Here is a 19,014-nt window from a genome sequence, read left to right as displayed (position 1 = left end):
TATTGTAGCAATGTTAGCACGTAATATAACAAAAATTAATCTCAAGGACAATGATAACTATTTTACATTTTATTTTAAGGTTATAAAGCTTTAAGATTAATTAATATTTGGTAACAAAATAATAAATTTTATGTCTATAATTGATTTTTCTATTTTAGTGGATTAAATAAAGAACAACAAGAAGAACTACAAAGACTTTTAATAAAATTAAACGGTTTTACAAAATCTTTGAAAATGAATGTAAAAGATTTAGAAGATCATTTATTTTATATTTTACAAAATTCTTTAAATGAATTCTCTCACACTGAAAATATCAATATAGAGAAAATAGAAAAACTTTTTAATAGGACAATCCAAGAATCTCTAATTACTTTATCTGAAGCACTTGAGAAAGCATATCAAGAACAGTTAAAAACAAAAGGTATCTTTTTATTTAACTTAATTTAACGGGATTATTGTAAAAAAATGTTTAAACGTTTTAGAACAAGTTTTAAAATTTCAGCAAGAATTAGATAAACTCTATCCTGGAGCTTCTAAAAAAATTATAGAATTATTAGAAAATATATTAGTCGGGGTTATATCGACTCAAATGCCGATGCTTGGAATATTTATACAAACAAGCGGTATACTTGAAAAAGTAAATAACCTCATGGATTCGGAAAAATTATTGCCAAAAATAATAAAATTGTATCATGATATAAAAGAAATAAGGGGAGAGGTTAAATCTAATGACCAAATTGAAAGCCTTTATGAAAAAGCTAAGATAAGTGGCAGCAATTTCAGAAATCTCAAAGGAATTGCCCAAAAAAATTATTGAAATAGCACATAAAAACCCTAATAACAGAGCTTCGCTAGAGAATGTTGCAAAAGCTGCTAAAGCTATACCAAAAAGCAAAAATGAAGTAGAAGAAAAAATAGCAGAACTAAAAAGTAATATTGAAATTGCAATTTCACAAGATATAAATATTGACAAATTAAACTCTGTAAAGAATACTATTTCGGATAATCTAAATGAAACTAAAACAGAATTATTAAAAATATTAAATCCAGAAGCTTCTTTTGGTAACAAAATAGAATCCTTATGTAAAGCAGCAGCAAAAGCTACGGAAATTGCAAGCAACATAAAAAAATAGTAGGAGTAATACCTAGAAGCAAAGAACTTGGAAATGTTATAAGTCTAGCAATAGAAACTAACTTATTACCGACTCCGGTCTTAGCAGTTGCAAAGCTAGCTCCTGATATAGCTAACTTAGTTAATATAGGTAAAGCAGCGGTTACGATGCTTTCTAAAACACAAAACTTAACGCAACAACAAGGAAGAGCAAAATAGTGTCTAATTCTAATACTCATATTTTAATTACCATAGGTTGCTTAGCATTATTATTATTTTTAATGTATAAGAAAATAGCAGCACGTAAAAAAAATATATTACCTACTGAAGTAGGCAATATTGATGATTCACCAAACGTTGCCATTAATAGTCAAAAACCAGAAAATAAAAAGCTGACATTACAAGAAAGAATAGAATTATCTTGGAAATTCCTTTACGACATTACGGAAGTTATTTTAAATAAGTTCTCTAAAGAAGATGTTATTCAAGTGAATAAATGCGGTCAAGTTTTATTTGAAAACGGCGTTAGATATGAACATGTAGTCGATCTTGCAATCCCTCAAGTTCAATCTCATACTCAAGCAGTTGAACAAGAACAATCTAAAGGTAAAAAAGCTTTAGGGGTATAACTTTTTGCTTGGAAAAATAGTATTTTATACTTCTTTTTAAAGCAAGCTTAAAATCAATACTAATATAGCTATTTAGGAACTTATTCCTAAATAGTAAGCTTTTTTAGGAATAAACTTCGATTAAGTTAGATTATAAAAGGCAGTATTCTTAGCTAAATAGGTAAATTTTATTTAAACTATGTCTAACATATATCTTGTTACTATATCGTTTACTAAAAGTAAGCAATTCTTACTAAAGGATTAGATGCTTTACATGCTTAACATTTAAGCTATCATGCATTGAAAGATAAAGATAAATTAGAGCAATTGGGCGTAATAATTAGTTATAAAATAACAGCAGACTATATTAGCGAAACCCTTATTGATATTGAAGAAAATATTGAGAATGCAAAATTGCTCTATTTACATCCTATCTCATGGTCAAAATCTTATGAAGAGCAGCTTGTATTACGACAGATGATGGGGGATATCCACCTTTATATATAATAAATGATAAAGACCGATATCTCGGAGAAACAATTACTTTTTGGCAAAATAATTATGCAACGGCTTGCAGATTATGGCTTTAAGCTGTACAAAATTGTGAGCACGTCAAGCTACATCAAGAATAGCTTGTGCCGCTATAAAAACCATTACCGGTTTATAACTTTGTGCAAATGTAACCTTTGCGTTTTGGTTAAACCAATCAAGCAAAAGCTTTATGGGCATAGTTATATAAAACAGGATACAAAGAGCACTCGCAAACGGTGCAATCATCATAACAAGATAGCAATATTTATATGGCTTTATAACCGACCATAAAAAGAAACAGGATAGTTAGGAAGGCATTGCTGTATGGCTTGTTTTATGTCATTCTCGTGAAAGCGAGAATCAAAAAAAAAGCAAAAATGTCATTCCGTGGCTTGACCACGGGATCTTGTTATTACATGCTGAGTCCTAAGATACCGCGATCAAGTCCGCGGTATGACATTAATGGTAGCTGGATTCCTGCTTACGCAGGAATGACATCGAAACATTAGGTTGTCTTAAACAATTCTAAATTGCATATATACTACAAATACTTCTCATTCTCTTCCTTAATTAATGTTATCAACTGTTCGAGCGATAATACTTCCTGCTCGGTAGTTCCAAGTCTTCTTATCGTTACTTGTTTATTTTCTTGCTCTTGTTTACCGATTACAGCAATCATAGGTATTTTTTGATTAGAAAACTCACGAATCTTATAGTTAATTTTATCAGGTGAGATATTAATATCCGTTCTTACACCATTATCAATTAAAGCTTTTTGCACTTCTAAAGCGTAATCGTTTAAATCGCTTGTGATTGTTGCAATAGCGACTTGTATAGGAGCAAGCCAAAGAGGAAAACGCCCAGCATATTCTTCAATCAATATACCAATAAAACGCTCAAGCGAGCCTAGTATTGCCCTATGGAGCATTACCGGTCTTTTTTTCTCACCGCTTGCTGCAATATAGCTAGCATCGAGTCGCTCCGGCAAAACAAAATCCATCTGAAGTGTACCGCATTGCCACTGCCGTCCTATCGCATCGGTTAAAACAAACTCAAGCTTCGGACCGTAAAATGCACCTTCGCCCGGGTTTAGCGTATAAGTAAACCCGGCTTTTTCCACTGCTTCTTTTAAAGCATTCTCTGCCTTATTCCACGTCTCATTGCTACCAGCTCTCACCTCAGGACGATCAGAAAATTTTACCCTTATATTGGTAAAACCAAAATCTTTATAAATTTCCGTCAGTAATTTACAAAAACTAACCGTTTCATCGGTAATTTGTTCCTCTGCACAAAATATATGTGCATCGTCTTGCACTAAACTCCGCACTCTCATTAAACCGTGCAATGCACCGGACGCCTCATTACGATGACATAAACCAAACTCCGACATACGTAGCGGTAAATCACGATAGCTCTTGATACCTTGTTTAAATATCTGCACGTGGCAAGGGCAATTCATCGGCTTTAAAGCAAGCGTCTTGTCATCTGTTTCTAACGCAAACATATCGTCACGAAACTTTTCCCAGTGTCCTGAAGCTTCCCAAAGACTTTTATCGACTAAAACAGGTGTTTTAACCTCAGTATAACCATTTTTACGAATCTTTTTCCTAATATACTGCTCAATGGTATTATATATACTCCAACCTTTATCATGCCAAAATACCATCCCTTGAGCTTCTTCTTGGAAGTGGAATAAATCAAGCTCTTTCCCTAGCTTTCTATGATCACGTTTCTCGGCTTCTTCAAGCCTAAAGAGATAATTATCGAGTTGCTCTTTTGTAGCCCACGCCGTACCGTATATACGCTGCAACATCTCATTACGACTATCGCCTCGCCAATAAGCTCCTGCAACTTTCATCAACTTAAAATGCTTAACAAAACCTGTGGAAGGGGCATGCGGGCCTCGACATAAATCAATAAAATTACCTTGCCTGTATAAAGTAATCTGCTCACCTGCCGGAATTGAAGCAATAATTTCGGCTTTATAGTGCTCCCCTATCGATTTAAAAAACTCAACGGCTTTATCACGATCCCATAATTCTCTAGTAATTTGCTCGTTTCGCTTTACTATTTCATGCATTCTTGCTTCTATCATTGCCACATCATCCGGTGTAAATGGCTTATCCTTAGCAAAATCGTAAAAAAAACCATTTTCAATTGCAGGACCGATAGTTACCTGAATATCAGGAAATAATTCTTTAGCAGCTTCAGCTATAATATGAGCCGCATCGTGCCTTATGAGCTCAAGACATTCAGAATCTTTTGCAGTTAAAATACGAAGCTTGCAATCATTTTCAATTACGGTACTTAAATCTTTAAGCTCACCATTTATTTCAGCAACCATTGCTACTTTAGCAAGCGACATTGAAATTGCATTTGCTACTTCATAGGCTGTAATATCTTTTTCAAATTGTCTTACACTACCGTCGGGAAAAGAAATATTTATCATTTTTATTCTAACTTATTTTTTCTAGGTTTCTATTTTAGACGTTGCCGATATGATTCTTGAAAAATCCGCTGTCATCCCGTGGCTTGACCACAGGATGACAATTTCTCTAACTGAACAATACTTAAAATTATTTACCGACCACTTGTTTTCTTTCTTGATCTATCATAACCATGGCATTCATAAATTCTAATACTCTTGCATCACTAAGGATCTGATCAATAGCTTTATCGTTAAAGGTTAGCACGGCGTCTTTACTTTTTACATCAACTACTAAAGATTCACCGTCTTTTAATTCAGAATTTTTACTAAAAGCTTCTATAGCTCTAAAACCGTATTGCTTTATTACTGAAGATTGTTTTCCTAGATTTGAAGCAAATTCCTTAGAATCTTCTATTTTATTAAGCACAGGTATTACAGCATTATCGGTATAATTCACAAAATTATTTATAAACACATTTGGATCCGATAATTTTATTACACTTTCTAGCTTCAGAGGACTATCTAAATTATGCATATCAATATCAATAGCAAAATTAAAATCATCCATTACAAGATTAGTTTTACCAGATAATTTTTTTGCTTCAGGATCAAACTCACCTTTTAAATTAAATTCAGAATTATTTATTTTTGCAAAAACACCCATTACTTTTTCCCCATCTTCTTGAGTAATAGGGCTAGTCAGTTTAAAAATTTTATCTAACTCAGCTCTTTTGTTTAAACCATTACTAAAGTAGCGTCCTAAAACTTCAATTGCCGTTTTTTGGTATGTTTCAGAAGGTTCTATAGTATATTTAATATTTAAAGCAAAATCAAAAATTTTATCTTTTTCTATATTGAATTTATATGAATTACTTTCTACTTTTCCTTTTCTTTCAATGTCGCAAGAGAATAAAAACGGTTTACCTTTTACTAATTCTCCTAACATCTGCATAAAAATAACAGCATGCATATTTTCATCTTGCTTTTGATTTAGAGAAAAGTTTTGAATTAATAATTTCCCAAGAGCTACTAACTCATCACTATATTTTAGTTTTAATTTGGAATTATAAGAAATAGGTAAATTCAATATATCTAACTTTGTCAAACCATACTCAAAGGAAGCAGTATCAGAATCATTAGCTATTTTATCTCTCAAAAATTCAAAAATTTTATCATATAAACTTCTTCTGTAATTTTCAGAAATAAAAGAAACAGTATTTTTTCCATCCAAAATTAACAAATTCAGGTTATCCGATGTTTTAGTATTAGTAATTACAAAATTGCTAATATCACTTTCTGCTAATTTTTCTGCATCTAAAGAACTATAAAGAGTTGATTTATTATCACTTAAGCTTAATTTCCAATAACCCGGTTCTCTATTAAATAAAGATTTTCTAAACCAAATTGTTATATGATGATCAGGTGAGTAAAAAATATTTTTTTCATCTTGAACGGTGGTAATTTTTACATTATTACCGTAAGAATCAATTTTTGTAATATTTAAAAATGGTATATGCCTAATAACTATTTCATCAAAATAACAATCTATAGGTTTTAACATTACCTTATTTAAAGTAACGCTAAATCTATATTTATTAACTTTTATTGAATCATAGGCTATATATTCCCTATATCCATCAAGAATAGCGATAATATTCTCTTTACTTTGATGTTCAAATTTATAGGTAGCATATCCCCATCCCACTAAGATTAGAGCTATAAAACTTATTATAATAAATCGTCTTTTCATTTTTTTTACTGTAAACAATTATTAAAAATCAAAAATTCTCTTATGTCATTCCCGCGTGGATAATTAAACCATACTGTCCCCCCGTGGCTTGCTAACTAGGTCTATAAAAACAATAAAAAATACTAATAATTTTAGTATTTTTAACTGGATACCGTGGTCAAGCCATGGGATGACAGCAGTGAAATTGACCCACGCGGGCAAAACCTACTCGCAATAACGATGAAAACGAACCATACAACAAAACCGGTATGACATCGGAGTGTTTTTCAAGTCCAAAATAGCATATACAGCTTTAAAAATATATTTATTTTTCTTTTAAACGATCAGCTATTAGCTGATATGATTCAAAAGCTTTATTCGACTTGTGTTCAAGCAATTCAAACCCTAATTTTTCATTACTGTTAATATGCCATAATCTACAATTATCCGGACTAATTTCATCAGTTAACATAATGATAGATTCTTCACCGTTCAACACACGCCCAAATTCTAATTTACACTCAACAAGCCGAATCCCGACACCGATAAATAAGCCGCTTAGAAAATCATATATACGCAAAGCCTGCTCTTTTACTGCTTTAATTTCATCCCTAGTTAACCAGCCGAAATTTAATATTTGATACTCATTAACTATCGGATATTTAAATTCACGGCTTCGGACCTTAAAATCGATTATAGGTTTATCAAACACATACCCTTCGTCCATTCCAAATTCTTTTACAAATCTACCACACGCTACTGATGATATTATTACTTGTACCGGAAAAACCTCAACATATTGAATTAATTGCTCCCTCATATTTATTTTTTCGATAAAATGATTTTCAATGCCGATCATTTCCAGTTTATCCATTAGAAAAGAAGAAATATTATTATTAAGTACCCCCTTGCCTGAGACCTCAATAATTTCACCACTTTCTAAGGTAACATTATCAGAAAAGGCCATTATAAGTAAAAAATCTTCTTCAGCGGAATATAAAATTTTACTTGAACCTTTGTAAATTTGTGTTTTCATTTGTTATTTTCTCAAAATTCATTTTCCTCGTCATTGCCTGAGTGAATACCTATGTCATTCCTGCGAAAGCAGGAATGACATTAAACCTCTCTCAAACCATTCGGACCAATAATTGCCAACGTAGTAGTACTACTAAATATTTTATTTGCAGTATTAATAATGTCATCGGCTTTTATATTTGTAATAATTTCCATAATCTCCTCAGGAGGAATATATTTACCGAAAACAGAATAATTTTTACCTATTTCTTCTGACTTATAAGCATTTTTCTCTTGAGCCATTTGTAAATTACTACGAAGTTGTGTTTTAGCTCTAATAATCTCTTCTGCACTTACTTTTTCGGTCATTTTTATTATTTCGTTTTTAATCTCTCTATATAATAATTCTAATTTATCATGTGCAATAGACGCATAAATTGTAAACACTCCACTATCAAAGTAAGCACTATTATAACTACCTACTGCATATGCTAAACCTAATTGCTCACGAATAGTTTGAAATAAACGCGATGACATACCGCCGCCGAATATTATAGAAAGTAGATGGGTTTGGTACAGCTTTTCTAAATTAATATATGATGTACCTTCAAACCCTAGCACTAAACTAGTTTGCTCTAACTCCTTATTAATAAAGCTGTTTCCACCTATATATTTTGCCGGAATAAAGCTACTTTTTACTCCTTGATTCAAAGAAGAAAATAACTTGTCCGCTATAATTACTATTTTATCATGATCAATATTACCGGCAATTGATAAATAAAGATTTTCAGCATTATAATGTTTACCTATAAAGTTAAAAAAATGCTCTTTCGTAAAAGTTGCAATGGTTTTAGCAGTACCTAAGATCACCTTACCTAATGGTTGATCTCTATAAACTTTATTATAAAATTTTTCATATACTAGGTCATCCGGATTATCCTGATGATGAGCAATTTCCTGCATTATCACCTGATATTCCTTAGCTATTTCTTCGTCAGCAAAAATAGAATTTTGAATTATATCAGCAAGTATATTAAGTGCTTTATCACAATTTTCAGACAAGACTCGTGCATAATATACCGTATTCTCATGACCGGTATAGGCATTAAAATGTCCGCCTATAGAGTCAAACTCTTCTGCTATCTGTTTTGCCGTTCTAGTTTTTGTACCTTTAAAAGCCATATGCTCAAGAAAGTGAGATATGCCTTCCTCTTCTGCATTCTCATAACGTGCTCCAACTTTAGCAATTAAATTTATTGCTACCGAATTAACATAAGTCATATTATAGGTTAAAATTGTTAAACCATTTTTTAATTTACTAACGTTAAAATTTTCTTTCATAAGTTACTTTTATTTTCTAAATCATCATTGCGAGTAGGCGTTATTACGTGGATCGGTTTTCTGTCATTGGGAAAAGAATTACGTAGTAATTCAACGAAGCAATCTAGTAAAAAATTCTGTAAATCAGAATTTTTTTAATTATTTTTCTGGATTGCTGCGTTGCTTCGCTTCTCGCAATGACGACTTGGTATCCATGCAATCATGCCTATAGTCGCTCGCAATGACGTTTTTTGATTTAAGCGATGACTCTCTTAACTTCGCAAGCCTTAGAAATCTTGCAAAAGCAAAAATTATTGAATCTACAAAACCGTCAAAACCGAATACAAAATAGCGTCTGATAAAAAACGCTTTAAAAAACCACCATATCATTTCAGTTGTTAAACGAAAATTTGAAAGCTTTTTTCCTTGCTTAACTAAATCTTTTGCTTGCTCGCTAGAATAAAAATGTGCTTTAGTTACCAACTGCTCAATTGAAGTACCAGAATAATGATAAGCAGTTTCATTTAATAGATAAATTTTACCTGCAAAATCAACATCTTTGTTAAATACCACCGAATCATGAGTAGTACTATTTACGGTATTTGCAAAGCTTGCAAATTTTTTATTATACAACCGAGTACATTTATTAAATGGAGCAAACATTCGTGGCTTTTGGTCATTACGATGGATTATTAACAGCTTTATTTGATAAGCCAAATAATGATCTTGATTATGAGAGGCAAAAATATACTCTATTTCATCTTGTAACTCTTTAGACAACTCCTCATCGGCATCAATATTAAGCACCCAATCATTTACGCAAAGGCTTTCGGCAAAAGACTTTTGCCCTACATAGCCAAGCCACGGCTTTACTATTACCTTTGCTCCTAATTTTTTAGCTATATTAACCGTATCATCAGTACTTTCATTATCGACTACTATCACCTCATCAGTAATATTTTTTACGCTGTTTATAGCTCGTGCTATCCTTGCTGCTTCATTTTTGGTAATAATAAATGCTGAGATTTTTTCCATATATCTATACTTTAAATGTCATTGCATATATTCAATGTCATTCCTGCGAAAGCAGGAATCCAAAAAAATATCAATACAGCAATTTTTTGAAATTCAAAGCTCGTTCTATCGCGCTTTATGATGGATGCCTGCTTTCGCAGGAATGACATTGAACACTTTTCTCAAACCATGCAACAAAACCTCTTTTAGCTAGGCATGACATTATTACGCTTGTAATAATAATAATTTTACCCTATCACCCTAAACACCAACTTAACTATATAAGTTAAAAGTAGCGTGGATAATAATCCGCTAAACCATAGGATAATAAACCATTGCCACCCTTTTAGACAAGAAGTTATTTTTTTAAATTTTTTAGAAATGTTCACAGAGCCTAATATATCGGATAATGAGATGATTTGCCACGGAATATATAATAACAATAGAAAGTATAGCCAAGTATGACAGGTAGGAATATCCCCGCCCCTACCAACAGTAAAGACTGTGATTCCGGTGCTGCTGCTGCGGTTTCGAGCGTCACTTTATAAGGAACGATATATGGCCATATACTTATTGCAAGCCCTAAATATCCTAATAAAAATAACAAGATTGTATAAACAAACGGCTTTACTTCTTTTTTTTGTTTAACGGCTTTAATTAACTTGATAAATATTAAAGCAGTTACAATAGGTACAATCAATAAATAGTAAATATTAGGTACACTAAACCAACGATGATTTATGTGGTTATTTAAGAAAGGAACCCATAAGCTTACAAGCCCCATAAAAAGTGCAACGTAAAATAAAATATATAAAGCAGATTTATAAGCCCAATCTTGTGTTTTCTTTTCTGTTTTCAAAATAAGCCAAGTAGCACCCAAGAGTGCATAACCGAATATTAATGCTATCCCAGTCATAACAGAAAAGGGAGTAAGAAAATCAAAGCTCCCTCCTGCAAATTCTCGTCCCTCTATCTTTATTCCTTGGACAAACGTACCAAGCATTAAGCCTTGACAAAAAACAGCAAGCATAGAACCAAAATGAAAAGCATAATCCCAAATACAACGATGACCTATATGAGCCTTAAAACGGAATTCAAACGCTACACCACGAAATATTAGACCAAGTAACATTAATATAATAGGAATATATAAAGCCGGCATTAATAGCGAATATGCCAGCGGGAAAGCTGCAAATAAACCACCGCCGCCAAGTACTAACCAAGTTTCGTTACCGTCCCAAAAAGGAGCAATAGAATTGATCATTTTATGACGGCAATCATCGGTAGGTGCAAACGGAAATAAGATTCCTACTCCTAAATCAAAACCGTCTAATAAAACATATAAACAAATAGCGGTAGCTATAAGACCACCCCAAACAAGCGGTAAATCTATATAAGGTGTAAAGTTTAACATAAATTGCCTACATTGTCATACCGCGACTTGATCGCGGTATATTTTGAATTACATTTTTGGTAGATACCGCGATCAAATCGCGGTATGACATAAATCACAACCGATTATCCATACCTCTGTACGTTTCTTTATTATCTATCGCTTCTATACCTTGCTTTATTAAATGCATTATATAATACATACCCGCTCCGAAAATAATCACATACACCACTACAAAAGCAATTAGAGAAATAAACACATATTTGCCGAGTACCGGTGATACCATATCCACAGTTTTTAAAATATTATATACTATATAAGGTTGTCTACCTACCTCGGTTACAAACCAACCAGCAAGTACTGCAATAAAACCTGAAGGCGACATTAATATATACCAATATTGAAACCAATGCGTAGTATATAATCTTTTCTTTAAGTAAAGATATAACCCCGCAATACCTGTAAATACCATTAAGAAACCGATTCCTATCATAATACGAAAGCTAAAAAATACTACTGCAACTGGCGGACGCTCTTCTTTTATCCATTCTTTTAATCCTTTCACCTCACCATCTAAGCTATGCGTTAAAATTAAACTACTAGCATAAGGTATTTCTACAGCATATTTTGTTTTTTCTTCTGCCACGTCAGGAAAACCGATAAGATTAAAAGCTGCTCCTTTTTCCGTATTCCAAATCCCTTCCATAGCCGAAACTTTAACCGGCTGATATTTAAGAGTATTTAAACCATGCAAATCACCGATAAATATTTGAATAGGTGCAACGATTAACGCCATTAACACCGCCATAAAAAGCATAATTTTAGCATGCTCTTTATAACGATTATTTAGTAAATAAAAGCTAGCTACACCACCGATAACAAAAGAAGTAGTTAAATAAGCCGCCGTAATCATATGGAAAAAGCGATATGGGAAAGAAGGGTTAAAGATAATTTCTAGCCAATTTAAAGGGAAAAAAACCCATCGCCTTGCAGTTCAAAACCAGCAGGCGTATGCATCCAACTACTAGCTGCAAGTATCCAAAAAGCTGAGATTACAGTACCAACAGCAACTATTAACGTAGAAATAAAATGTACTTTTTTACTGACTTTATTAAAGCCGAATAACATTATACCTAAAAAAGAAGATTCGAGGAAAAAGGCAGTAAATACTTCAAAACCGAGAAGTGGACCGAGGACATTTCCAACCTTATCTGAAAAACTCGACCAGTTAGTACCGAATTGATAAGACATTACAACGCCCGAAACTACTCCCATACTGAAAGTAACGGCAAAAATCTTCACCCAAAATTTGTATATTTCTTGATAAACCAGCTTTTTTGTTTTTAACCATAACCCTTCAATTACCACTAAAAAGCTTGCAAGCCCTATAGTAAAAGCAGGAAATATTATATGAAAACTTATGGTAAAAGCAAACTGAATCCTAGATAATAATACTTGATCAAATTCCATATTTAAGCTGCTGTTTTAAGATTCAAAGTCATTGCAAGAAAAATTGAAAATTTTGACGAAGCAATCTCAGGAGTTTCTTATTATTTCATGAGATTGCCACGCAGCCTATGGCTGCTCGCAATGACGATTTGGTATCACACGGGCAATGCCCGCTTGCAATGACGAAAAAACCTAAGTACACAATAACATTAATACAGTATTTGATTTAATCATCCACCTTTGCTATTATTAAATTCTATCTGATTAGTTTTAACAAATTTTCCTTTTTCGGAGTTCCAATTATAATGAACATTTACTATTCTTACTTCTGTAACATTAATATCACCATTGGGCAATTGAGTTACATCATACCCTTTTCGGATAGAATCCGTAATTAGTAAACTTGCTTGACAAATATATTTTACATCAAAGAACGGAGAATCGTCTTCCTTAGACTTTTCTTGTTCTTCTAAAAAGTTATTAGATACTTCTTTTTCTTGCATTTCTAATGATTTTGAAGTTATTTTCCGAATTTTGTAGCATTATTTAAGGTAAGAAGCAAGGCTTGTTTATTATTTTTCCATAGATTTAATATTTTAAAGTATATTTTTGCAAAATAATTAAATTTAAATATGCTCTGCAATAACACGAATTATATATTATTTTAAAATTGAGGTACATTATCGTGATAAAATACCCTACTTTATCTAAATCAACATTTAGCTTAGGTATTTATTTTTTAAAATTCGATAACGTTAAAATTACTTTATTGACTGTAATTTGTATTTTACTCGGTATGATTCCGGCAATTGATAGTATCCTACTTCAAAAAATCATTGATTTAATAGAATCTTTCAGCGATGAGAATGCTAATAACCTTTTATCTTCCATGATTTACTGGGCAGTATTTTATGCTCTGTGGTGGGAAAGTATTAATATAGCATATCGTTCATATGATTATTTGTATCTAAAGACTATGCCCGTAATAAAAGGCAAAATACTAAATGAACTTTATAATTATACTCAATATCATAGCCATAAATTCTTTCAGGATAATTTAGCCGGACATATTAGCAATCGTATTACCGAAACCGCAAGATCGTTTGAGATGATTATTTCAATATTCGGTGAAAAAATTCTGCGCAAACTTGCTATTATCATATTTGCATTAATTGCTTTATATTCTGTACATTACGTTTTTGCGACGATATTTACTTTATGGATTACGGTTTTTTTAGGGCTTAGTGTTCTTTTCTCGGATAGAATCAATAAATACTCCTTAAATTATGCTAGAAGTCAATCTTTTGTTGCCGGTAGTATCGTAGATGCAATTAGCAATATTACTGCTGTTAGAATGTTTACAGCCCATAAATTTGAACGTCAACATCTAGAAACAAGGGTAGAAAATGCCGTGGCTGATGAGCAGACTATGCAATTCTTTATGTTCAAATTGCGTTATGCTCTTGGAACTTCTTGTTCAATAATGATTTTTATAATGATTTATTATTTATCTAAACTTCGCAGCGAATTATCTATAAGCATAGGTGATTGCGTATTAGTGCTAACATTATGTATAAATGTAGCAGACGATATTTGGGATTTAACGCAAGAAATCGGTGATATGTTCGAGCAGGTCGGGGCATTTAATCAAGGCTTATCTTTAATGGCACCGCATATTATAACGGATATTGAAAACGCTACTCCTTTAGATATCAAAGAAGGGGTTATCGAATTTAGAAATGTTACATTTAATTATCATCATAATAGCAATCTATTTTATAATAAATCGGTATTAATACCGAGTAAACAAAAAGTAGGACTGGTCGGATTTTCCGGTTCAGGGAAAACCACTTTTATTAGTTTGCTGACTAGGTTACATGATATAGAAGAAGGAATGATTTTAATAGATAATCAAAATATTAAAAACGTAACTCAAGATTCTTTAAGAAAAGCAATTAGCCTTATACCTCAAGAACCAGTACTTTTTCATCGTACCATTTTGGAAAATATCAGATACGGAAAAAAAGAAGCTACTCTTGAGGAGGTTATAATTGCTGCAAAAGCTGCGCATATTCATGATGTTATCGATAATCTACAGGACGGTTACGATACTATGTGCGGCGAGCGGGGGAATAACTTATCAGGTGGTCAGCGTCAAAGAATTATCATAGCAAGAGCCATCTTAAAAAATGCTCCTATTCTAATTCTTGATGAAGCAACAAGTAGCTTAGATAGTGATACTGAAAGCCTGATTCAAGAGTCAATGGATTATTTGATGCAAAATAAAACCGTAATAGTCATTGCTCACAGATTATCTACTTTACTCAATATGGATAGAATTCTAGTTTTTGAAAAAGGTAGCATAATCGATGACGGTAGCCACGCAGAATTACTAAAAAATAGTAAGCTATATCAAAAATTATGGAACTCCCAAGTTAAAGGGTTGATATTGTGAAACAATTATTGTCATACCGTGGGGGGGAGGGCGCGCGCGCCCCCCACCGGCGTTGTGGCATAGACGCCAGATAGTCATTGCGAGGAGCGAAGCGACGTGGCGATCTTGTCAAGCATCCCTGAGATTGCTTCACCAAAACTTACAGTTTTTCCTTGCAATAACGACCTTTAGTATACACGCAAGCAAACCTTACGTGACATAATACCGTCCTCAACCTTTAAACTAAGTCAGTAGTTCCTCTGCTTCTCCTGTTACTTGAACTTAAAACCTGTTTTTTTCAGTAAATCCAGTGCAATATTATATGTTAACTCATCATCAAATGTTATCTGACATTCAACGTTACCTTTAATAATATCTGCAATTTTTACAAGGCATTGAAACTTCAAAGAGATGCCAATTTATCTATCTTTTCTCTTAATTTTATTAGCGGTTGTTCTATGGAATCATTCAAATCCAATTTCACTTGTTTTGAAAATGTAGTCAGCCCTAATAAACTTTTAATATACTCATCCTTAGAAACATCTTTTTTAACCAGCCATATTTCTGATTTCCATTGAATAAATGCTACTAAATCTTTCTTGTCAATAGCCTTAAGTCCCTTGTAATCATTCAGACGAAATGCAGATCCAAGCGTTAAAAGTGCTCTCAGAGGTTCATAAACTGCTTCCATATCCTTGATCATTTGACCGTTAGAATACACCACATCTGAATTAACACCGTATTGTAAAAATACTTTTATATCTATTTTATGTTGCTTATCCTGCAGAGTCTGAATCCAATGATCTTTATTTAAATACGTTAACCTTTCAAATACGGTATCTTCCATATTTAGCACCATAAGCAAGCAATTTAGCTACCATAGCTACATTTCTGTTTAAAACAGCTGTTTCTAAACAAGAGAAATTTTTCCCTTCCCTGTAAAAACCATTTTCAAGTAAAAATGCTACCATATCCAAGTGTCCGGCTTCTATAGCACTATATAAAGGTGGGTTACAATAATTCTTACTAAAGTTTATATCCGCTCCTTTTTCAAATAAAAGCTTGGCTATCTTTTTCTGATGATGCTTACACGCAAAATATAAAAGACTGCCAAAATCATGTTCTATTGTACTTGCATAAGTATGCTGATCAACATTTAGAGCTATTAATATATTATCAACTAAATCATAATTACCTTGACTAATTGCTTTAACTATAAACTCGCTAGACATTACTGCTATACTACATGTATTGGTGTATGCCTCCTTGTACGCGTAACGAATATTTATATTTGGATCTTCAATAAAAATTATTAAATCCCATAATTTGTTGTTCTTCTATATCTTTACCGCTTAATATCTCATCAAATTTATTCCTAATTATATCATCGGTTATTTTTATTTTTTCTGCTTGTTTCTTCATAATTTCCTCTTTGTTAATCAATTAATAAAATAAAATCTTATATTAAATATTGTAATATACTGTTATAATCACTTCTTTAACTGCTAATATTCTATAATGAAACTATCTGATTTTGACTTTAATTTACCAAGCGAGCTTATAGCACAGTATCCATCTAGTGAACGCGATAACTCAGATTTACTAATTGCGGCTATGCCGCCTATTAAAACTAAATTCTATAACATAATAGATTACTTAAAAGAAGGGGATTTATTAGTCTTTAATAATAGCAAAGTGATAAAAGCAAAGCTACATTTGTGGAAGAATGTTACAATAAATTTGAATCAAAAATTATCGGATGATAGTTGGTCGGCTTTTGCTAAACCGACTCGAAAGCTTCATGTAGATGATGAATTTTATTTTGATAATCATAAGGTAATTATTACCGAAAAACTTGTGATGGGCGAGATTAAAGTAAAATTCGATCTTGATAATATTTCGGTATTTGAATTTTTGGACAAATACGGTGAGATGCCGCTGCCTGTTTATATTAGGAGGTCACATTCATTGTATCATACCCGTAGCACTTTATATCATACCCCTGAAAACGGATATCCAGAAAAATTAGATTCCTGCTTTCGCAGGAATGACATTAAAGATAAGGACAATGACATAGTGTATGACAACGAACGCTATCAAACAATTTACAGTCAAATAGAAGGTTCAGTTGCAACACCGACTGCAGGGTTACACTTTACAAAGGATATACTTGATAAACTCAAAACAAAAGGCGTACATACTGCATTTTTAACATTACATGTAGGAGCGGGAACTTTTTTACCTGTAAAAACCGAAAATATTCATGAGCATAAAATGCACACCGAATATTGCTCTATTACTCCTGAAACTGCTGAAATCATCAACAGAGCAAAGCAAGAAAGGAGGCGTATTATCGCAGTCGGTACCACAACACTTAGAACAGTTGAGAGTTCTTGCAATAATGGCATCGTAAAAGCAGGTAGCTTTGAAACCGATATCTTCATAACACCGGGTTTTAAATTTCAAACAGCAGATATGCTACTTACTAATTTCCATTTCCCTAAATCTACTTTATTTATGCTTATATGTGCTTTTGCCGGCTTTAAAGAGATGCATGAATTATATAAATATGCTATAAAAGAAAAAATGCGTTTTTTCAGCTATGGCGATGCAACACTTTTGTATAAGAAATGATAACCACAATCGTCATTACAAACAACTAAAAGGATGGTGCAATCTAGAAAAAATAACAAAAAAATGTCAAAGGTTAGCATTTTTCACTGGATTCCGTGGTCAAGCCACGGTATGACAGAGGTGAAATTGATCCACACAACAAACTCTTCCTGCTTTTAGTTAAGAACGACATTTTAGAAAAAATATATAACAAATTAGAGAAAAAATATTTTGGATGATTAAATCCTCTACTTCATTAATACTAGATTCAAAACAAGCTGCTTTACTAGAAGCATTAAAACAGCTGGCAACAGAACTTAATAAGCCTAAAAGTTTATTCAAATTCTTTAATCAAAACAACTTAAAAAGCGGAATTTATTTATACGGTCCGGTGGGCAGCGGTAAAACTATGCTCATGAATTCTTTTTTTGAAGAATTAGCTACATCTAAAATAATAATACACTATCAGCACTTTATGCAAGAAGTACATAAATCTATGCATAAATTACAGACAGAAAATCAAAAAGATATCATCCCTAAAATTGCCACAGATTATGCTAAACAAACTAGAGTACTTGGAATAGATGAATTTGAAATTAAAGACATTACCGATGCAATGATAATCGGTAGATTATTTAATGCATTAATAAAGCAAAATATTTTTATTTTTATAACCTCTAACACGAGTCCCAATAATCTTTACAAAGACGGATTACAACGAGAATCTTTCTTACCTTTTATAAAGATAATCAATAATACATTTTACGTTAAATATCTAGATAATCACCATGATTATCGATTTGATAAAGCTTTAGGAGTTAAAGGAGAAAGGATAATTTATCCCTTAACTTTAGAACACCAAAACAAACTTGAAAAAATTATCACGGAGATTAGTGATAATAAGCTTGTTTCTCAAAATATACAGGTTCTAGGTAGAGAAATATCATTTCAAAAAGTGCATAAACGAATATTAGTAACAGATTATAATGAATTATTTACAAGAGACTTAAGCTATATCGATTATGTTAATATTTGTCAAAATTTCAACGTTATCATAGTGAAGAACGTTTATACTATCGATGCTAACGATACAAATACAACCGTTAGATTTATCAACTTTATCGATAATGCCTATTTCTATAAAATCCTTTTATTTATGAGCTTAGAAGATAAGCCGAGTAAAATATATCAAGGTTCAGCACGAGCCGCAGAATTCAAACGCACTATTTCAAGACTAAATGGAATGAATAGCGAATCTTATTTATTAAACAATGATTTTAAGAATTCACTGCCTTAAGAGCTTAAAATATGAATATTATTCTTTCAAAAATCTTATCAATTTTTGCTCAAAAAGCTCTTTAATTAATAAC

18 protein-coding genes and 2 pseudogenes are annotated in these 19,014 nt (G+C 32.2%); 7 read left to right on the top strand and 13 right to left on the bottom strand.

Annotated elements, in window-relative coordinates:
• Window positions 1-234: 234 nt before the first annotated feature.
• Together A452_RS07850 and A452_RS11710 are read left to right on the top strand one after the other, a co-directional pair.
• Window positions 235-447 carry a hypothetical protein gene (locus tag A452_RS07850; RefSeq protein ID WP_231289969.1) on the top strand — a complete coding sequence of 71 codons (213 nt, stop codon included), beginning with the start codon at window positions 235-237 and terminating at the stop codon, window positions 445-447.
• 202 nt (window positions 448-649) lie between these two features.
• Window positions 650-1,133, top strand: a pseudogene (locus A452_RS11710) (hypothetical protein).
• On the opposite strand, the gene A452_RS11705 reads toward A452_RS11710, so the two are convergent.
• Entirely contained in the window at window positions 1,102-1,350 is a 249-nt protein-coding gene (locus tag A452_RS11705) for a hypothetical protein (protein ID WP_014413056.1), read from the bottom strand. The pseudogene A452_RS11710 and the gene A452_RS11705 sit on opposite strands and share 32 nt — an antisense overlap.
• Between A452_RS11705 and A452_RS0101180 the strand changes: the two genes are divergently transcribed.
• Both A452_RS0101180 and A452_RS0101175 read left to right on the top strand, forming a co-directional pair.
• Window positions 1,330-1,740 carry a DUF2660 domain-containing protein gene (locus A452_RS0101180; RefSeq protein WP_014413057.1) on the top strand — a complete coding sequence of 137 codons (411 nt, stop codon included), beginning with the start codon at window positions 1,330-1,332 and terminating at the stop codon, window positions 1,738-1,740. The two genes, A452_RS11705 and A452_RS0101180, sit on opposite strands and share 21 nt — an antisense overlap.
• A 279-nt stretch (window positions 1,741-2,019) precedes the next feature.
• Window positions 2,020-2,226: a hypothetical protein gene (locus A452_RS0101175; RefSeq protein ID WP_014413058.1), complete on the top strand. Its 207-nt coding sequence runs from the start codon at window positions 2,020-2,022 to the stop codon at window positions 2,224-2,226.
• Window positions 2,227-2,331: 105 nt separating this feature from the next.
• Here the strand turns inward: A452_RS0101175 and A452_RS0101170 are convergent, their stop codons facing one another.
• From A452_RS0101170 to A452_RS0101130, 9 genes and pseudogenes are all read right to left on the bottom strand, one after another.
• Window positions 2,332-2,448, bottom strand: a complete 117-nt coding sequence (locus tag A452_RS0101170; RefSeq protein WP_155813382.1) for a multidrug ABC transporter ATPase — start codon at window positions 2,446-2,448, stop codon at window positions 2,332-2,334.
• 343 nt (window positions 2,449-2,791) lie between these two features.
• Window positions 2,792-4,699 (bottom strand): threonine--tRNA ligase, encoded by a 1,908-nt coding sequence (gene thrS / locus A452_RS0101165; protein WP_014413060.1) that lies wholly within the window; start codon window positions 4,697-4,699, stop codon window positions 2,792-2,794.
• Window positions 4,700-4,826: 127 nt separating this feature from the next.
• Window positions 4,827-6,428 (bottom strand): hypothetical protein, encoded by a 1,602-nt coding sequence (locus A452_RS0101160; protein WP_014413061.1) that lies wholly within the window; start codon window positions 6,426-6,428, stop codon window positions 4,827-4,829.
• 304 nt (window positions 6,429-6,732) lie between these two features.
• Entirely contained in the window at window positions 6,733-7,443 is a 711-nt protein-coding gene (locus tag A452_RS0101155; RefSeq protein ID WP_014413062.1) for a phosphoribosylaminoimidazolesuccinocarboxamide synthase, read from the bottom strand.
• Window positions 7,444-7,523: 80 nt separating this feature from the next.
• Complete coding sequence (locus tag A452_RS0101150; RefSeq protein ID WP_014413063.1) at window positions 7,524-8,762, bottom strand: M16 family metallopeptidase; 1,239 nt, start codon at window positions 8,760-8,762, stop codon at window positions 7,524-7,526.
• A 138-nt stretch (window positions 8,763-8,900) separates the two neighbouring features.
• Entirely contained in the window at window positions 8,901-9,776 is an 876-nt protein-coding gene (locus A452_RS0101145) for a glycosyltransferase family 2 protein (RefSeq protein WP_014413064.1), read from the bottom strand.
• A gap of 373 nt (window positions 9,777-10,149) precedes the next feature.
• Window positions 10,150-11,169, bottom strand: a complete 1,020-nt coding sequence (gene cydB / locus A452_RS0101140) for a cytochrome d ubiquinol oxidase subunit II (RefSeq protein ID WP_014413065.1) — start codon at window positions 11,167-11,169, stop codon at window positions 10,150-10,152.
• 94 nt (window positions 11,170-11,263) lie between these two features.
• Window positions 11,264-12,618: pseudogene (locus tag A452_RS07835) on the bottom strand (cytochrome ubiquinol oxidase subunit I).
• Between the two features lie 209 nt (window positions 12,619-12,827).
• A complete protein-coding gene (locus A452_RS0101130) occupies window positions 12,828-13,100 on the bottom strand; it encodes a DUF2671 domain-containing protein (RefSeq protein WP_014413067.1) in 273 nt (90 codons plus the stop codon).
• 182 nt (window positions 13,101-13,282) lie between these two features.
• On the opposite strand from A452_RS0101130, the gene A452_RS0101125 reads away from it, so the two are divergent.
• Window positions 13,283-15,052 carry an ABC transporter ATP-binding protein gene (locus A452_RS0101125; protein WP_014413068.1) on the top strand — a complete coding sequence of 590 codons (1,770 nt, stop codon included), beginning with the start codon at window positions 13,283-13,285 and terminating at the stop codon, window positions 15,050-15,052.
• Window positions 15,053-15,434: 382 nt separating this feature from the next.
• On the opposite strand, the gene A452_RS07830 is transcribed toward A452_RS0101125, so the two are convergent.
• The 3 genes from A452_RS07830 to A452_RS12445 form a co-directional block, all read right to left on the bottom strand.
• Window positions 15,435-15,878 carry a hypothetical protein gene (locus A452_RS07830; protein ID WP_014413070.1) on the bottom strand — a complete coding sequence of 148 codons (444 nt, stop codon included), beginning with the start codon at window positions 15,876-15,878 and terminating at the stop codon, window positions 15,435-15,437.
• Window positions 15,859-16,263: an ankyrin repeat domain-containing protein gene (locus A452_RS0101110; protein WP_014413071.1), complete on the bottom strand. Its 405-nt coding sequence runs from the start codon at window positions 16,261-16,263 to the stop codon at window positions 15,859-15,861. Before A452_RS0101110 ends, A452_RS07830 begins: the two co-directional genes overlap by 20 nt.
• A gap of 67 nt (window positions 16,264-16,330) precedes the next feature.
• Window positions 16,331-16,453, bottom strand: a complete 123-nt coding sequence (locus A452_RS12445; protein ID WP_014413072.1) for a hypothetical protein — start codon at window positions 16,451-16,453, stop codon at window positions 16,331-16,333.
• 96 nt (window positions 16,454-16,549) lie between these two features.
• On the opposite strand from A452_RS12445, the gene queA reads away from it, so the two are divergent.
• Complete coding sequence (gene queA / locus A452_RS0101100) at window positions 16,550-17,665, top strand: tRNA preQ1(34) S-adenosylmethionine ribosyltransferase-isomerase QueA (RefSeq protein ID WP_014413073.1); 1,116 nt, start codon at window positions 16,550-16,552, stop codon at window positions 17,663-17,665.
• A gap of 214 nt (window positions 17,666-17,879) precedes the next feature.
• The gene (gene zapE / locus A452_RS0101095) at window positions 17,880-18,941 is read left to right on the top strand and encodes a cell division protein ZapE (RefSeq protein ID WP_014413074.1); all 1,062 of its coding nucleotides are present in this window, start codon (window positions 17,880-17,882) and stop codon (window positions 18,939-18,941) included.
• Window positions 18,942-19,014 lie beyond the last annotated feature (73 nt).

Origin of the sequence: Rickettsia australis str. Phillips, from assembly GCF_000273745.1 — a bacterium.
GTDB classification, from domain to species: domain Bacteria; phylum Pseudomonadota; class Alphaproteobacteria; order Rickettsiales; family Rickettsiaceae; genus Rickettsia; species Rickettsia australis.
The sequence above is the reverse complement of the archived record's forward strand: the minus strand, read 5'-3'. Positions and strand labels throughout refer to the sequence as shown.

What these genes read in the sequence shown, in the direction of transcription:
- A452_RS07850 (WP_231289969.1), top strand. Translation starts at nt 235, where the DNA reads ATGAATGTAAAAGATTTAGAAGATCATTTATTTTATATTTTACAAAAT.
- A452_RS11705 (WP_014413056.1), bottom strand. Translation starts at nt 1,350, where the DNA reads ATGAGTATTAGAATTAGACACTATTTTGCTCTTCCTTGTTGTTGCGTT.
- A452_RS0101170 (WP_155813382.1), bottom strand. Translation starts at nt 2,448, where the DNA reads ATGCCCATAAAGCTTTTGCTTGATTGGTTTAACCAAAACGCAAAGGTT.
- thrS (WP_014413060.1), bottom strand. Translation starts at nt 4,699, where the DNA reads ATGATAAATATTTCTTTTCCCGACGGTAGTGTAAGACAATTTGAAAAA.
- A452_RS0101160 (WP_014413061.1), bottom strand. Translation starts at nt 6,428, where the DNA reads ATGAAAAGACGATTTATTATAATAAGTTTTATAGCTCTAATCTTAGTG.
- A452_RS0101155 (WP_014413062.1), bottom strand. Translation starts at nt 7,443, where the DNA reads ATGAAAACACAAATTTACAAAGGTTCAAGTAAAATTTTATATTCCGCT.
- A452_RS0101150 (WP_014413063.1), bottom strand. Translation starts at nt 8,762, where the DNA reads ATGAAAGAAAATTTTAACGTTAGTAAATTAAAAAATGGTTTAACAATT.
- A452_RS0101145 (WP_014413064.1), bottom strand. Translation starts at nt 9,776, where the DNA reads ATGGAAAAAATCTCAGCATTTATTATTACCAAAAATGAAGCAGCAAGG.
- cydB (WP_014413065.1), bottom strand. Translation starts at nt 11,169, where the DNA reads ATGTTAAACTTTACACCTTATATAGATTTACCGCTTGTTTGGGGTGGT.
- A452_RS0101130 (WP_014413067.1), bottom strand. Translation starts at nt 13,100, where the DNA reads ATGCAAGAAAAAGAAGTATCTAATAACTTTTTAGAAGAACAAGAAAAG.
- A452_RS07830 (WP_014413070.1), bottom strand. Translation starts at nt 15,878, where the DNA reads ATGGAAGATACCGTATTTGAAAGGTTAACGTATTTAAATAAAGATCAT.
- A452_RS0101110 (WP_014413071.1), bottom strand. Translation starts at nt 16,263, where the DNA reads ATGTCTAGCGAGTTTATAGTTAAAGCAATTAGTCAAGGTAATTATGAT.
- A452_RS12445 (WP_014413072.1), bottom strand. Translation starts at nt 16,453, where the DNA reads ATGAAGAAACAAGCAGAAAAAATAAAAATAACCGATGATATAATTAGG.
- queA (WP_014413073.1), top strand. Translation starts at nt 16,550, where the DNA reads ATGAAACTATCTGATTTTGACTTTAATTTACCAAGCGAGCTTATAGCA.
- zapE (WP_014413074.1), top strand. Translation starts at nt 17,880, where the DNA reads ATGATTAAATCCTCTACTTCATTAATACTAGATTCAAAACAAGCTGCT.